15 protein-coding genes and 1 pseudogene are annotated in these 15,463 nt (G+C 67.1%); 7 read left to right on the forward strand and 9 right to left on the reverse strand.

The genetic code is table 11. The features are described from left to right. Window positions 1-121 precede the first annotated feature (121 nt). From AB4Z09_RS13280 to AB4Z09_RS13290, 3 genes are read left to right on the forward strand one after another with little or no spacing between them, the layout of a single operon-like run. Window positions 122-1,306, forward strand: coding sequence for a pyridoxal phosphate-dependent aminotransferase (locus AB4Z09_RS13280; protein WP_174908435.1), 1,185 nt, complete (start codon window positions 122-124; stop codon window positions 1,304-1,306). After that, complete coding sequence (locus tag AB4Z09_RS13285; RefSeq protein WP_174908434.1) at window positions 1,303-2,319, forward strand: AraC family transcriptional regulator; 1,017 nt, start codon at window positions 1,303-1,305, stop codon at window positions 2,317-2,319. The genes AB4Z09_RS13280 and AB4Z09_RS13285 overlap by 4 nt, the downstream gene beginning before the upstream one ends. Window positions 2,320-2,347: 28 nt before the next feature. Further along, window positions 2,348-3,124 (forward strand): pentapeptide repeat-containing protein, encoded by a 777-nt coding sequence (locus tag AB4Z09_RS13290; RefSeq protein ID WP_442239915.1) that lies wholly within the window; start codon window positions 2,348-2,350, stop codon window positions 3,122-3,124. On the opposite strand, the gene AB4Z09_RS13295 is transcribed toward AB4Z09_RS13290, so the two are convergent. The 4 genes from AB4Z09_RS13295 to AB4Z09_RS13310 form a co-directional block, all read right to left on the reverse strand. Then, window positions 3,055-3,468, reverse strand: a complete 414-nt coding sequence (locus AB4Z09_RS13295) for a WhiB family transcriptional regulator (RefSeq protein ID WP_174908432.1) — start codon at window positions 3,466-3,468, stop codon at window positions 3,055-3,057. The two genes, AB4Z09_RS13290 and AB4Z09_RS13295, sit on opposite strands and share 70 nt — an antisense overlap. 149 nt (window positions 3,469-3,617) lie before the next feature. Further along, the gene (locus AB4Z09_RS13300) at window positions 3,618-4,148 is read right to left on the reverse strand and encodes a GtrA family protein (RefSeq protein ID WP_442239916.1); all 531 of its coding nucleotides are present in this window, start codon (window positions 4,146-4,148) and stop codon (window positions 3,618-3,620) included. A 75-nt stretch (window positions 4,149-4,223) separates the two neighbouring features. Next, window positions 4,224-5,159 carry a LysR family transcriptional regulator gene (locus AB4Z09_RS13305; RefSeq protein ID WP_442239917.1) on the reverse strand — a complete coding sequence of 312 codons (936 nt, stop codon included), beginning with the start codon at window positions 5,157-5,159 and terminating at the stop codon, window positions 4,224-4,226. Between the two features lie 437 nt (window positions 5,160-5,596). Next, a complete protein-coding gene (locus AB4Z09_RS13310; protein WP_174908428.1) occupies window positions 5,597-6,205 on the reverse strand; it encodes a TetR/AcrR family transcriptional regulator in 609 nt (202 codons plus the stop codon). A 201-nt stretch (window positions 6,206-6,406) separates the two neighbouring features. Between AB4Z09_RS13310 and AB4Z09_RS13315 the strand changes: the two genes are divergently transcribed. Beyond that, complete coding sequence (locus AB4Z09_RS13315; protein ID WP_174908427.1) at window positions 6,407-7,483, forward strand: alpha/beta hydrolase; 1,077 nt, start codon at window positions 6,407-6,409, stop codon at window positions 7,481-7,483. Between the two features lie 16 nt (window positions 7,484-7,499). On the opposite strand, the gene AB4Z09_RS13320 is transcribed toward AB4Z09_RS13315, so the two are convergent. From AB4Z09_RS13320 to AB4Z09_RS13335, 4 genes are all read right to left on the reverse strand, one after another. Then, window positions 7,500-7,925 carry a VOC family protein gene (locus AB4Z09_RS13320; RefSeq protein ID WP_114720949.1) on the reverse strand — a complete coding sequence of 142 codons (426 nt, stop codon included), beginning with the start codon at window positions 7,923-7,925 and terminating at the stop codon, window positions 7,500-7,502. A gap of 52 nt (window positions 7,926-7,977) precedes the next feature. Further along, on the reverse strand, window positions 7,978-9,009 hold the full coding sequence (locus tag AB4Z09_RS13325) for a zinc-binding dehydrogenase (protein WP_174914471.1): 1,032 nt from the start codon (window positions 9,007-9,009) through the stop codon (window positions 7,978-7,980). A 136-nt stretch (window positions 9,010-9,145) separates the two neighbouring features. Continuing rightward, window positions 9,146-10,963 (reverse strand): BCCT family transporter, encoded by a 1,818-nt coding sequence (locus tag AB4Z09_RS13330; protein WP_442239918.1) that lies wholly within the window; start codon window positions 10,961-10,963, stop codon window positions 9,146-9,148. A 276-nt stretch (window positions 10,964-11,239) separates the two neighbouring features. Continuing rightward, entirely contained in the window at window positions 11,240-12,313 is a 1,074-nt protein-coding gene (locus AB4Z09_RS13335) for a 3-deoxy-7-phosphoheptulonate synthase (RefSeq protein ID WP_442239919.1), read from the reverse strand. Between the two features lie 363 nt (window positions 12,314-12,676). Between AB4Z09_RS13335 and AB4Z09_RS13340 the strand changes: the two are divergent. Together AB4Z09_RS13340 and AB4Z09_RS13345 are read left to right on the forward strand one after the other, a co-directional pair. Continuing rightward, window positions 12,677-12,814 (forward strand): annotated as a pseudogene (locus tag AB4Z09_RS13340) (ATP-binding cassette domain-containing protein); the annotation flags it as partial. 168 nt (window positions 12,815-12,982) lie between these two features. After that, entirely contained in the window at window positions 12,983-13,393 is a 411-nt protein-coding gene (locus tag AB4Z09_RS13345) for a response regulator transcription factor (protein WP_442239938.1), read from the forward strand. Here the strand turns inward: AB4Z09_RS13345 and AB4Z09_RS13350 are convergent. Next, window positions 13,390-13,995, reverse strand: coding sequence for a TetR/AcrR family transcriptional regulator (locus tag AB4Z09_RS13350; protein WP_442239920.1), 606 nt, complete (start codon window positions 13,993-13,995; stop codon window positions 13,390-13,392). The genes AB4Z09_RS13345 and AB4Z09_RS13350 overlap by 4 nt on opposite strands. A gap of 201 nt (window positions 13,996-14,196) precedes the next feature. On the opposite strand from AB4Z09_RS13350, the gene AB4Z09_RS13355 reads away from it, so the two are divergent. Beyond that, window positions 14,197-15,450 (forward strand): cytochrome P450, encoded by a 1,254-nt coding sequence (locus AB4Z09_RS13355; RefSeq protein WP_442239921.1) that lies wholly within the window; start codon window positions 14,197-14,199, stop codon window positions 15,448-15,450. The last annotated feature ends 13 nt before the right edge of the window (window positions 15,451-15,463 follow it).

A 15,463-nucleotide genomic window follows, 5' to 3' on the forward strand; every position in this document is an offset into this window, starting at 1 on the left:
TCCGTGGTCTCGACCGTCGTCGGGCGCCGGTGCGCGCCCGTCCACCCCTAGGACGATGCAGCACCCGAGAACGTGACACACCGAGTTCGTTCGACGACGTCCACGCCGCTACGCTGGACAAATGCCCGCAGCGCCACGTTCCCGCACCGTCTCGCGACTGCAACCGTTCGCGTCCACCATCTTCGCCGAGATGACAGCGCTGGCCACCGAGCACGACGCGATCAACCTGGGCCAGGGCTACCCGGACACCGACGGCCCGGCGGCGATGCTCGAGACGGCGCGCCGTGCCATCGCGGACGGCCTCAACCAGTACCCGCCGGGTCCGGGCATGCCGGTGCTGCGGCAGGCCATCGTCGCCGACCGCGCCGTCCGGTACGGCATCTCGCACGACCCCAACTCCGAGGTCCTGGTCACCGTCGGCGCCACCGAGGCGATCAGTGCCGCGATCCTCGGGCTCGTCGAGCCCGGCGAGGAGGTGGTGCTGATCGAGCCGTACTACGACTCGTACGCCGCCGCCGTCGCGCTGGCCGGGGCGGTCCGCCGGGCCGTGCCGATGGTGCGGGACGGCGACAGCTTCGCCCTCGACCTCGACGCCCTGCGGGCCGCGATCACCCCGAACACCCGGATGCTGGTGGTCAATTCGCCGCACAACCCCACCGGGACGGTGCTCACCGAGGCCGAGTTGATGGCGGTCGCCGAACTGGCGTGCGAGCACGACCTGTTGGTCATCAGCGACGAGGTGTACGAACACCTGGTCTTCGACGGCCGCACGCACACCCCGATGGCGTCGCTGCCGGGGATGTACGAGCGCACCGTCACCGTATCGAGCGCCGCGAAGACGTTCAACGTCACCGGTTGGAAGACCGGCTGGGCGCTCGGGCCCGCGGAACTGATCGACGCCGTCCGCGCCGCCAAGCAGTTCATGTCGTTCGTCGCCGGCGGCCCGTTCCAGCCCGCCGTCGCGTACGCGCTCGAGCACGAGCAGGCATGGGTGCGGTCCATGCGCGACGAACTGCAGCGCAAACGCGATCTGCTCGCGACGGCGCTGCGGGACACCGGATTCGACGTCTATTCGGGCGGCGGCACGTACTTCCTGTGCGCCGACATCAGCGCGTTCGGTACCCGCGACGGCGTCGAGTTCTGCCGGACGCTGCCGCAGCGGGTGGGGGTCGCGGCGGTGCCGATCAGTGCGTTCACCGACCGCCCCGATCAGTGGAATCACCTGGTGCGCTTCGCGTTCTGCAAGCGCGAGGACGTGCTGTCGGAGGCGGTGTCGCGCCTGCGCCGGCTCGAGGTGCCGCGGTGAGTCTGGCAACGATCCCGGCAGACTTCCTCCGTCGTGCGCTGCATCTCGCCAAAACGGCCGGGGCCGACCTGGCCGGCATGCTCGAGGCTTCGGGGATCGACGTGGCCTCGCTCGAGGATCCCCGCACCCGACTGACACCGGAGCAGGTCACGGCGTTCACCCAGGCCACGTGGCAACTCACCGACGACGAACTGTTCGGTATCGGCGTGTCGCCGGTGCCGCGCGGGACGTTCCGGCTGATCTGCCTGTCGCTGATCCACCGACCCGATCTCGGTAGTGCCCTCGAACGGATGGCCGACGTGACACGGGCGCTGCCGGTGCCGCCACTCACCCTCGTCCCCGGCGACGAGTCRACCCGTCTCGAGGTACGCGTCGAGGTCCGCGACGGCGCCGTCTCCCCCGAGTTCGCCGACGAGGCCTTCCGGCTGGTCACGGACTTCGAACTGATCCTGCTGCACCGGTTCGCAGCCTGGCTGGTGGGCCGGCGCGTCAAGCTGCGGTCCGTGCTCATCCCCTACCCGCAGCCCGAGGCTCAGTTCGCGAAGCACTACGACACCATCTTCGGTGTCCCCGTCACGTTCGACGCGAGCGTGGCCTCACTCGAGTTCGACAACGCGATCCTGCGCGCGCCGCTCATCCAGGACGAGCAGAGCCTCGCCGAGTACCTGCGCGAGTCGCCGAATCTCCTTCTCTCCGCACGCGACTACGACAGCACCGCGTCCGCACAGGTCCGCCGGGTCCTGGAGATGGGTGTGCGCGGGCGGACGTGCACCGCGGAGGAGATCGCGGAAATGCTCTCCATCAGCGTGCCGCACCTGCGCCGGTTGCTGCGCCAGGAGGGCACCTCGCTCAACACCCTTCGTGAGGAAGTGCTGCGCGACGCCGCCATCGCCGCGCTGCGACGCGGCGAACCCGTCGACGAACTCTCGACCCGCCTCGGCTTCTCGGAGCCCAGCGCCTTCCGCCGCGCGTTCAAACGCTGGACCGGATCGACGCCCGGCGCCTACCGCTAGATCCCGCTCCGACTCCTATAGTGGGCGCGTGACGACGCGCAGGAGTGCAGGCGAAAGCGCTGCGGTGCTTCGCCGCCGGTGGGACCCGGATCAACTGGCCGACGTGCGGCGGCAACTGGAGTTGCAGGCCCGCATCGTCCGGGGTCCGCACCTGATCGCGTCGCCACAGGGCACCACACCGCAGGGCCTGCTGGACCTGCGTGGCCTGACGCCGGGGACCGTGGACGATCTGTCCATCAGGCACCTGTCCGTGGAGCGTCTCGATCTCAGTCACGCACGGGGACGGTTGCACGTCTTCGAGACGGAGGTCCGAGACAGTTGCTTCGACAGGATCTCGGCGGCGGACAGCCTGCTGGACCGACTATTCGAGCGATGCAGCTTCCGCTCGGCCCGCCTCTCGAAGTCGCGGATCGGGCGTCGACTTGTCGACTGCGATTTCACCGGAGCGTCGCTCCGGAAGCTCACCCTCGGCGAGAACACCGTGTTCGAGCGGTGCTCCCTCGACGCGGCCGACCTCACCGACGCCACGCTCATCGGCGGGCGCTTCGTGGACTGCACGTTCGACGGGGTCACCGTCTCGCCGCTGACCACGTTCGACCGGTGCGAGTTTCGCGGCTCCCTGCCCAGCCTGGATGCCGCGCGGCGCACCCGCTGCACCCACGACGGCGTTCCCGTGYCGGACCGATGGGAGGGACAATCCGCCGCGCAGGAACTCGAAGACGAGTACCTCGACCGCTACCGCCGATCCGTTCGGGACGGGGACGCCGACACGATGCCGCTCGATCCCGAGTCGCCACCGCAGTGAGAGACACCCGACCTTCCGACTCGACTGCATCCGACCACCGTGTTCCTGCGCGGTCGACCTCGGGACCGCTTGCGGGCGACGACAACCCCCTGTCGAAAGATCTCACCACCCCACACACCCCACGGCTCGGCGCGATCGAGCGCGTCACTCAGACAGCGGGAACGGACAGCGCATCCCCCACACAGCCCCTTGGCACGTTCGAGATCGGCCGGCGACTCGGCGAACCACAGATCGGGATCACCTGCCCTGCAGGGTAACTTCCGGTCGGCTGCCCCGCCGGTCCCCGGTCCGACGGGAAGTGAGCAGTTCCCGTGGCGTGGTCGGCCTACCTCGATGACGATCATGTGGACCGCGCCTCCTCGATTCACGGCACGGGGGTGCTCCCGTGTCCACCGGGTACTGACCCGGGCCGGCCACGGAATTCATCGCGTCGTACAGCCAGGCGATACGGAATCCCGCGGCCCCGGCACCGATGCCGCTTGCGGCGACGACGTCAGCGTCCGCCTTCCAGCACCGGTTCGTCACATTCCTGTTGCGACGTCATCGGATCCGGGAACACGAACTTGCGCATTGCCCACCAACGGAACACCGTCGCGAGGAGGGTACCCACGATGGTGGCACTGATGAAGTCGGCAAGGTTCTCCACGACGAGCGACACATGTGGTGTCTGGAGAGCGAAGACATACCGCGACACCGCCAGCGGTAGCTGGTTGATCACCAGCCCGACAGCTGCCACCACGAAGAACAGGGCCGCCTCGTGCCGACGCTCTCGACCTCCGCGGGCGGTGAATGCCCACTCTCGATTGAGGACGTATGACAGCACGGTGGCCAGCAGCACTGCCACAACATTGGCTGTTACCGGCTTGCCGTCCAGGATCGTCCACTTCAAACCGAAGAACAGCACGCACGTGACGACGAACGCGATCGATCCCACTGTCAGGAATTTCAACAGTTCCGCGTTGCGTACGAACACAGACAACAACCGACTCGGCATGCGCCCGGCGACGATCCTGGTGAGGAACATCAAGACAGGTTAACCGAGGCGCTGCTGGAATCTCCGAACATACCGTGCAAGAGTCGTTCGCCCTGACGCCCCACGCTACGACGATGCCGGCGAGAACGACGCGATCGCTCGAGCGGTGTTTTCAGCGATCGCGTCGTCGAGCAGGGCGTGGAACGCGGCGGACACGCGGGTCGGCGCCAGGTTCGAGCGGTGCGCGAGGCTGACGGTGCGAGTCAGTTGTGGTGCGGTCAGGCGCGTGATCCTCAGGCCCGGGTAGTGGAGCGCCGCCATCATGGGGGCGACGCTCACCCCGATTCCGTGGGCGACGAATCGTAGAACTGCATCCAATTCGGCACCCTCCACGACGGTGTGCGTTTGCAGTCCAGCGGTGGCGAAGGCGTGGTCGACGGTGACGCGCAGATCATAGTTGCTGTGACATGCCACGAGTTCTTCGTTGGCGAGCTCCGCGAGCGTCATCGAATGATGGGGGGTCAACGGCGGTTTGCTCGCCGAGGAGACAATCACAAGCTCCTCGCTCAGGAGGGGTGTCAGGACGAGTCCGGACCCCTTGTCGGTTCGTTCCGCGACAACCAGTGCCAGGTCGAGCTCGCCCTGATCGAGTTTGGTTACGAGGGTGCGCGATCCGGCCTCCGTGAGGTGTAGCTCGATGCCGGGGTACTTCGCATGGAACTGGCTGAGTACGTCGGCGACAAGGCTGATGCACAGACTTGGGGTCGCCCCCAGCCGGAGCCTGCCTTTGATCAATCCGTTGAGTTCCGCGATCTGCCGATATGCCTCCGCGCGGTCTTCGAGCATGCGAATAGCGACGGGCAGCAGTGCTTCGCCGGCATCGGTGAGTGTGACGGTTCCCGCCCCTCGGTCGAATAGTCGGGTGCCGACATCCTTTTCGAGTGCGGCAATCTGGCGGCTGAGGGACGGCTGAGCGATGCCGACCTCGTCGGCTGCCCGGGTGAAATGCCCACTTCTCGTGACTGCAACAAAGCAGGCCAATTGATCCAGGGTCACGCCCATAGCGTAAATGCATTAGGTCGATGGTTTGAATGCATTGGAGATATCGGATTCGGGGATCTAGCGTCGGCTGCCACAGGGGTATCGGAGGCCGTTTCGGGAAGGGACTGAGGTCGTGAATGCACACGTGGTCGTGACTCTGCCCCACCAGTCTCACGGCCTTCCGGCACCGTCCACAGCACACACCACTGGAATCGACAATCCAACCGATGCCCTGGAGGCAAGCATGCTCGCGATTGTGATCGAAGCTCTCCTCGCACTCGCCGTTCTGATGACGACTTGGTTCTGCGTCTACGTGATCTACCGCCTCGTGACCGACAAGTCCAGCTAGTCCGTACCTCACGACCGGATGGGCACGAACTCACCCGACACGGGTACAGTCGCCGCACCGACCGAATCCTGCTGCACGACAGCTTGATCACAACGTTCCCAGAACACGGCTAGGCGACCACCACGGGCCGAACCGCCAGCCCGGCGAACATCTCGGCGAACGCCTCGAGCGACGCCTCCACCTCGTCGGCCCGGCGGTCTGCCAACCATCCCAGGATGAGACCGTCGATGGCCGTCGTAACCATCCGACTGAGCACGGGAATCGGTACGGTCCATTCGATTTCCGCAGTCTCCGCGAGCCGCTCGAGGAACGTGCCGGTCGACGCGTAGTACTCGCGGTACTGCCACTCGGGGATGTCGCTGCGATTGGGTTCACGCAGTGCCCCGACCGTCAATTCGTAGAACACCAACTGTTTCTCGGGCTGTACGCTCACCATCCGCCACAACCCGTAGAGCCCCTTGTGGATCGACTCCCGGACGTCGACACCGGGTGGCAGGGTCGCGACCGCGGTCTCGACCATCCCCGCGACCACCTCACGGGTGAGTTCTCGCAGCAACTCCTCCTTCGAGGAGAAGCAGTAGTGGAACACGCTCTGCTGCACGCCGGCCTCGGCGCAGATCGCCCGGGTGCTGGCGGCTGCCAGCCCCACGTCGGCCGTCACGCGGATCGCTGCATCGATCAGGTCTCTGCGTCGTTGTTCGACCGAAACGTATGGCATTGCAACCCTTCCCGACCATCGCACAAATGTTGTCGGCAGCGTAGTGTCCGGTCCCGCCGGGGACCAGAGTTAAGCGCAATGAATGTGCCGACTCGACCGATGTCCACTTTCACCCTTGTTTCCAAGTCGGTCAGTTGACAGACTTCGCTTGCAGACCCGCACGCCGGACGTTCGGGCCCCGCCGTGAGAGGACCAACATCGATGAAGACGACACTGCTGGAGTCGCTGCTCGAATCGGCGGTCCGCACCGCGGCCACGATCGCCGGCTCGCTGCCCTCCCCGATCCAGCGGGCCCTCGCCGGCCGTCCGATCCGGGTCGACGGCCAGGAACTGAACACCGAGATCCAGTTGATGCTGCGCATGCTCGCGCTGATCCCGGACTCGGACTTCGAGGAACTGCCCCTCGAGCAGTCCCGTGCCCAGATCGACATGGAGGCAAGGCTGGTCAGCGGGCGCCCGATCCCGATGGCGTCGGTGGAGACCGTGACGATTCCCGGTCCCGCGGGACCGATCCCCGCGCGTCTGTACCGTCCGGCGGGCCTGCCCGCGGCGGCGCCGCTCCTCGTGTACTTCCACGGTGGCGGTTTCGTTCTCGGCAGCCTCGACAGCCACGACTCGCTGTGCCGGTTCCTCGCCCGGCACGCCGAGATCGCGGTACTGGCGGTGGACTACCGACTGGCGCCCGAACACGCGTTTCCCGCCGCGGCGGACGATGCGGTGGCCGCATTCCGCTTCGCGGTGCAGAACGCGTCCACGCTCGGCATCGACCCGGGCCGTGTTGCGGTGGCCGGTGACAGCGCCGGCGGCAATCTCGCCGCGGTGGTCTCCCAGATCACCCGCGCCGACGCGACCCGGCCGGCGTTCCAGATGCTGTTCTTCCCGTGGCTGGACATGACGGCCAAGCGGCCGTCGTACGGGTTGTTCAGTGACGGCTTCTTCCTCACCGAAGCCCAGATGGATTGGTACACAGGCCACTACGTTCCCGACGAACAGGACCGCACCGATCCGCGCGCATCACCGATCCTCGCCGCGGACCTCACCGGGCTGCCGCCCGCCTACGTCGCGATCTCGGGCTTCGACGTGCTGCGGGACGAGGGCCTCGAGTACGCCGAGCGACTCCGCGCAGCGGGGGTGCCGACGACCCTGCGCGTCCACCGCGGACTGGTCCACGCCTTCGTGAACCTCACCGGCTACGGTCGCGCCGGCGTCGACGCGCTGCTCGAGGCGGCCGGCGCCCTGCGGGTGGGTCTGTCGTTCGCGCCCCATGGAAGCCACTGACTGACCGCCTGACCGCTCAGCTCACGCAGAACTCGTTGCCCTCCGGGTCCGTCATCGTGATCCAGATGCTCGGCCCCTGCTGCCCGCGGTGGAGGATCGACGCCCCGGCGGCGACGAGTTCGGTCGCCACCTCCTCGCGACGATCCCCCACGCGGAGATCGAGGTGCAGCCGGTTCTTCACCGACTTGCTCTCCGGAACCAACTGGAAGAGCATTCGCGGGCGTTGCGGATGCTCGGGGTCGCGGATCGCCGCGCCCTCCCTCCAGACGAGTACGCCCTCGAACACCAGGGTGTCGGACTCCTGCGCGTGACCGGCCGCCACGAGACCTCGGATGAACTGCTCGTCGCTGGGCTCGACCTGCCAGCCCAGCGCGTTCGCCCACCACTTGGCCTGCAGGTGCGGGTCCTTCGAATCGACTGTGATCTGAATTTCGTATCCCATGCGCCGACGCTACTGCCGGGCACCGACAGAATCCGGCGCACGGGACCGATACTCAGGGCTGCACGAGAATTCGGATCGGGCTCCCCTCGTGGCCCAGCAGCTTCTCGATGCCCTTCGCGACATCCTCGAGCGGGATGATCTCGCTCACCGACCGGGACAGGTCCAGGCGTCCGCGCGACACCAGCTGGGCCAGCGTCTCGATGTCGGCGACGTTGTAGCCGAGGTGCCCCATGACGTGCTTCTTGGACAGCACCAACGCCGCGGTCGATCCCAGCGAGACGTCCTGTCCGCTCATGCCGACAACCACCAGCCGGCCGCCGACGTCCAGGCAGCTCAGGGCCTGCTCGGAGGTGACCTTGAGGCCGGCCGCATCGAACGCGACGTCGAGCATCTTGCCGCCGGTAGCCTCCCTCACCTTCTCCCGCAGGTTTTCGTCACGCGAGTCGAATGCGAAGTCGGCGCCGAGTTCGAGGGCCCGCTCACGGACCACGGGATTGATGTCGAAGGCGATGATGGGGACCGCCCCGACCAGGCGCGCGAGTTGCACGATGTGCGTGCCGATCCCGCCGACACCCCACACTCCGACGGACTCGCCGACCTTGACCTGGCCGGTCCCCACCACGGCGCCGAACGGCGTGGAGACCGCGTCGGCCAACAGTGCCGCCTGCTCGAGCGGAACGTTGTCGGGCACCCTCGTGAGCCCACCCGCCTGCGCCACCGTGTACTCGGCCCAGGCGCCGTCGTAGGCGAAGGCCATCAGCTGGATGTTCAGACAATTGGTGAAGTCGCCGCGACGACAGTTGCGGCACTTCATGTCCGGTTTGCCGGCGGACGGGATCACCCGGTCGCCCACCTGCCAGCCCTGGACGCCGGGACCCAGCGCGGCGATGGTGCCCGACGATTCGTGCCCCTGGGTCACCACCGGCAGCATCGCCGGGAAGGTACCGTCGAGCAGGCTCAGGTCGGAATGACAGATGCCGCAGAATGCGACCTTGACCAGGACCTCACCGGGACCCGGCTCGGGGATCGGAACATCCTCCACCACATTGGTTTTCGTATCCGCATGAAATCGCGCCGCGCGCATCGTCCGCTTACTTTCCGCCACAGTGCATCCTTTCCGAATCACGGATGCGTGGGCACGAGATCGGTGATGCCCGCACTCCGTGGAGTCGACAGAYCCGAACGCCGCTCACCTTACGCCGGTCGCTCCCGGTGGTGGGCTACGGCGTTTCTGCGCGTGCAGGCTGCCGCGACTGCCCCTCGGCCGAGTCCGCGAACTCCGGGGTGTCGAACACCTCGCCGCCGAGCGGGTCGGTCGCCCGCGCGGCGTCGTCGAGCGTCACCGCACCCGAGTCCGGGTCGACGCTCACCGCACCGGTCGGAACCTCGTGCACCGCGAAGACCCGGTGCCGTGCGCCGGCAGGGCCGGATCGCCCGGCCGGGGGCGCCGTCAGCCCTGCCAGCGTCGCCGAGACGCCCGACCGGCGCCCGCGCTCCTCGGCCGGTCGGTCCCCGCCGGCCGACGAGATCCGGACGTACCGCGGTGCGGCGGCCACCTCGTATCGGAACGCCTTGAGCATCGAGATGCAGGCGAGGACCAGCACCACCGAGAACGGCACCGCCGTCGCGATCGACGCCGTCTGCAACACCGTCAGCGATCCGCTGCCGCCGACCAGCAGCAGCACCGCCGCGACCACCCCCTGGAGCACCGCCCAGTAGACGCGCGTCAGCACCGGCGTGCCCGTGTCGCCGCCCGTCGACAGGATGTCGATGACGAGGGAACCCGAGTCGGCCGAGGTCACGAAGAAGAAGATCACGATCGCGATCGCCAGGAGGCAGGTCACGGTCGCCAGTGGCAGTCCGCCGAGGAGCGTGAACAGGCTCGTGTTGGTGTTGACGACGCCGTCGGCGCCGAGCATGTCACCGTCGTTGCGCTGGCGGAGAATGCCGGAGCCACCGAAGATCGTGAACCACAGCGAGCCGACGAGGGTGGGGGCGAGCAGCACGCCGAAGACGAACTCGCGGATGGTGCGGCCCCGGGAGATGCGGGCGATGAACATGCCGACGAACGGCGCCCAACTCATCCACCAACCCCAGTAGAAGATGGTCCAGGCCCCGGCCCATCCGTCCTCCGCGAACGGAGATGTCCGCAGCGCCATCTTCGGCAGGGCCTGCATGTAGCCGCCGAGGTTCTGGACCCACGACTGCATGATGAACAGCGTCGGCCCCAGCAGCAGGACGAACACGGCGAGCGCCACCGCGAGCAGCATGTTGATGTTGGAGAGCCACTTGAGGCCCTTGGACACCCCGGACACCACCGAGAACGTCGCGAGCGCGGTGACGCCGACGATCAGCGCAATGATCAGCCAGTTGTCGACCTCCACCCACCCCAGGTACTCGAGACCCGCGGTGATCTGCTGGATCCCGAATCCGAGCGAGGTCGCGACACCGAACAGGGTGCCCACGATCGCGACCACGTCGATCGCGTGCCCGATCGGACCCTCGATGCGGCGTCGACCCAGAAGCGGCTCGAGCAGCCACCGCACCGAGAGCGGACGGCCCTTTCGGTAGGTCATGTACGCCAGACCCAAGCCGACGACGACGTAGATGGCCCACGCGTGCAGGCCCCAGTGGAACAGGGTCAGTTCCATGGCCTGGTTGGCGGCGGCGTCGGACGAGCCGGCGACCCGACCGGCCTCCGGCGGTTTCACGTAATGCGAAAGCGGTTCTGCGACACCGTAGAACACCAGACCGATGCCCATACCGGCACTGAAGAGCATCGCGAACCAGGACAGGACCGAGAATTCGGGTTCCTCGTCGTCCCGCCCGAGTCGGATGTTGCCGATCCGGCTCACCCCGCAGTACAGCGCGAACACCACGAATCCGGTGGCGGCGAGGATGTACCACCATCCGACCCCGTCGGAGATCACCCGATTGAGCGATTCGAACGCACCCTCCGCGGCGCTCGAGTACACCACCGCAAACGCGATCATCGCGAAGATCACGATCGAGGCCGGCACGAACACCGGTTTCTTCATCGCACGCCAAGCATTGCGCACATTCACTTCTGCGAACTCCCTTCCGCGCTATCTGCGCGCCGGAATCGGGTGCAGACGGCAGAAGGCACTTGTCCAACGTAGGGGTCCTTCGCGGTATTCGCCCGACTCGATCGGGATACCGACCACCCCGAACCGCCGATACCTGCTGGCCTCAGCCGCACGAAGCGCCGATGGTGGCATCCGCCACCATGTGCGGAAGACACCCGCCGCACCCACCCCGGGCACGGGGTGGGTGCGTGGCGTGCGGTGTCCGGCTCAGCGGCGCGCGGCCACCGCGGCAGCGAGTCGATCCAGGGTCGCTGCGGTGGTGTCCCAGTCGATGCACGCGTCGGTGATGGACTGGCCGTAGGTGAGTTCGTCGGCCTGCCCGAGGGTCAGGTCCTGACGCCCGGCCTCGATGAAGCTCTCGAGCATGATGCCGACGATGCCCTTCTCGCCGGCCTCGATGCGCTCGGCGATGTCGGTGACCACGTCGACCTGCTTGTTGTGGTCCTTGCGGCTGTTGCCGTGGCTGGCATCGACCACGACGCGCTCGGGCAGACCCGACTTACGCAGGCGCGCAAGGGTGTCCGCGACCGTCTCGGCGTCGTAGTTCGGTCCGTCGGTGCCGCCGCGCAGGATCACGTGGCAGTCCGGGTTGCCGACCGTGTGGATCAGCGCCGCCTGGCCCTCGAGATCGGTGCCGGGGAACACGTGGCTGGCGGCCGCCGCACGGGTGCCGTCGACCGCGACCTGAACGTCGCCCTCGGTGGAGTTCTTGATGCCGACCGGCATGGACAGCGCGCTGCACAGCTGACGGTGCACCTGACTGGCCGCGGTCCGGGCACCGATCGCGCCGTAGGTCACCAGGTCCGCGATGTACTGCGGGATGATCGGGTCGAGGAACTCGCAGCCGACGGGCAGACCCAGACGGGAGATGTCGAGCAGCAGCTTGCGGCCCATCCGCAGGCCGGTGTTGATGTCGTAGGTGCCGTCGAGGTGCGGGTCGTTGAGCAGGCCCTTCCAACCCAGCGTGGTGCGCGGCTTCTCGAAGTACACGCGCATCACGATCTGCAGGTCGTCGCGCAGTTCCTCGGCCTTCGCGGCGAGACGACGCGCGTAGTCCATCGCGGCCTCGGGATCGTGCACCGAGCACGGGCCCACGACGACGACCAGGCGGTCGTCGTCGCCGTTGAGGATGTTCACGGTGTCGGCGCGACCCGAGCGCACGGTGGCCGCGGCCACCTCGTCGGGGGTGTGCTCGGCGCGCACGACGGACGGCGCGACGAGCGGGCTGATACTGACGGTGCGCTGATCGTCGAGGCGCTGATCATTGGCGATAACGGTCATGGGGTTCGGTTTCCTGTTCTCAGGCCGACCCTCGAAGACTGTGAAGAATCCCAGCGAGCCGGTCTGTCATCCGGCTCTGGGGTGGATTGTCAGCGCGTGGTTACGCCGACCGACCCACCCGGGGCCGGCCTGCTAAACCAGAAATAGGTCGCTGACACGTTTGCCAGGTTAGCGGCACTTCCGACCGGTCGCACACCGACCCCCTCGAACGAGACGACGATCACACTCCTGCGCCCCACCGAGGTGCAGGCCGGTGAGCGACCGACAAACCCTGACAAATGTCACGGGTAGCTCGTGACGGAAGCGTGAGGGCGATCGGGTCGGCGCTGCGCAGATTGGCTGCGCCTCGCCGGGATCCTCGACATCGCGTCCCGCCCGGTCCGCAAGTGCTCCGGTGGACAGCAGCAGCGGCTGCGGTTCGCGATGGCGCTGCTGCCCGACCCGTCGCTGGTCCTGCTCGACGAACCGACGGCCGGCTTGGACGTCGAGGGGCGCCGCGAGTTCTGGTCGGCGATCCGTGCCGACGCCGACGCGGGCCGCACCGTCGTATTCGCGACCCACTACCTCGAGGAGGCCGACGCCTACGCCGACCGCATCGTGCTGGTGCGACAGGGCCGGGTGGTCGCGGACGGCACCACCGCCGAGATCAAGGCGCTGACGGCCGGCCGCATCCTGCGCGCGACGCTACCCGGCGCGAACACCGAACTGCTGCAGTCCATCCCGCACGCCGACGCCGTCGAACACCACCCGGATGTCGCATTGCTCGACGTGGAAATGCCGGGACTGGACGGCATCTCGGCCACCGCGGCGCTACGGGAGGCRATGCCGTCGACCCGCGTGCGTGTCGTCGACCCGGCGCTGGCCGCGGACAGCCTTGTCAGCGGCGAGTCACCGCTCACCGAACGCGAGACCGAGGTGCTGCGGGCAGCGCGGGACGGAGCGCCGGTGGCATCGATCGCAGCGGCGCTGTTCCTGTCCGCGGGGACCGTCCGTAACCACCTGTCCTCGGCGATCGGCAAGACGGGCGCGGGCACCCGCACCGAGGCCGCGCGCATCGCCGACGCGAACGGCTGGCTCTAACCCGGGAAGAGCGGACCGTCGGGCAGCTCGGCCAGGCACGCCATCGTGCCCATCTCGACGAGGTTGACGACGAAAGTGTCGTGGTCGAGCGGAAACTCGCGTTCGGCGTCGTACGCCCGAGCCCGCGCGGCCATACCGGAGACCATGAAGTTGATCGTCAGGCGATAGCGTTCCTCCCGCACGGCGTCGCTCATACCGACCATCGATCGGCGGACGAGGTCCTTCGCGATCTCGCTGGCCGGTATGTACTGCGCGTCGGCCAGACCGCCGCGCCGCTCGTACACCTCGGCCACGATCTGCATGAAGTCCCGCCCCCGATCGTCGAGGAGCTTCGCAGCGAACGGGACCGTCAGCGCGCCGATCGAGTCGCGAAGGGCGGACTTCGAAGGCTCCCGGCCCACGCAGTACCGCTCGACCATCTCTTCGATGCGCTCCTTGATGTCCCCCATGTGACGCACCACGATCGCTTCGAGCAGGCCCTCCCGGGAGCCGAAGTAGTAGTGGACCGCGGAGTCGTTGCGAACCTCGGCCAAATCGTTGAGGTCCCGGATGCGGGCCCGATCGATACCTTCACGCGCGAACAGGTACTCCCCGGCTCGCATCAATCGCTCTTTCGCGGGAATGTCCGCCACCATGCTTGACAGCCTAACAAACTCCGTTAGTGTGTTCCGCATCACTCTTAACAGGCTCCGTTAACTGGATCTTTCTTCCGGGTTCGACGCTCTCACCAGCGTAGATCCCGCGTCACACGCTTGTTCTCAAACTCCACGGCACCTTCTCCGACGACCCTGAAGGATCAGCAAATGGATCTTCGAGCACCAATAGATCTTCCCGAAGGAATCGACTTCACCCATCCGTCGACATTCGATGACGGGATACCGCACGACCTCTTCGCCGAACTTCGCCGGTCGGCGCCGGTGTGGTGGAATCCCCAGCGCCGCGGTGCCGCCGGCTACCAGGACGACGGATTCTGGGTGGTGTCCACCCACGACCTCGTCCAGGAGGTGTCCCGCTCCGACGGGGTGTTCTCCTCATGGGAGAACACCGCATTGGTGCGCAACGAGGACGACTGCCCCCGCGCCCAGGTCGAGGCCGGCCGGTTGACCCTGTTGAACAAGGACGGGCCGGAACACGCGACACTTCGCCGCATCATCACTCGCGGGTTCACACCGCGCGCCATCAACGGCCTCCGCGACGCCCTGCGCGTCAGGGCCGAGGACATCGCCCGTACGGCAGCGACTCTCGGCCACGGCAACTTCGTCGAGCAGGCCGCGTGTGAACTACCGCTTCAGGCGATCGCCGATCTCCTCGGTATTCCGCAAGAGGACCGCCGCAAGATCTTCGACTGGTCCAACACGATGACGAGCCGCGACGATCCCGACGTCGTGGACGACCCCCTCGTCGCGGTGCGGGAGGTCATGGAATACGCCCACGCCATGGCCACCGATCGGCGCGCGCGGCCCGCCGACGACATCGTCACCAAACTGGTCCAGGCGCAGATCTCGGACGGCTCCCTCACACCGGAGGAGTTCGCGCACTTCGTGATCCTGCTCATCGTGGCCGGCAGCGAGACCACGCGGAACTCGATCACCCAGGGGGTGATGGCGTTCGTCGACAACCCCGAGCAGTGGGAACTGTACAAACGCGAGCGACCCGCGACGGCAGTCGACGAGATCATCCGCTGGGCGAGCCCGGTGCTGTCGTTCCAGCGGACGGCGACCTGCGATACCGAACTCGGTGGTCAGCACATCCGCAAGGGCGACCGCGTCGTGATGCTGTACGCATCCGCGAACTACGACGAGCAGGTCTTCGACGATCCCCGGCGATTCGACATCACGCGTTCCCCGAACCCGCACCTGTCCTTCGGCGGCACCGGTGTGCACTACTGCGTCGGAGCCAACCTCGCCCGCCTGGAGGTCGATCTCATGTTCAACGCGATCGCCGACCACCTTCCCGACATCAGCGTTCTCGGCCCTCCGGTGCGAATGCACTCGGGGTGGCTCAACAGCATCAAGGCACTGCCCGTCGACTACGGCTCCTGCCCGGTCGCCCACTGAATCGGCAAGGAGA

The organism is Rhodococcus sp. TAF43 (assembly GCF_052113525.1).
GTDB lineage: Bacteria > Actinomycetota > Actinomycetes > Mycobacteriales > Mycobacteriaceae > Prescottella.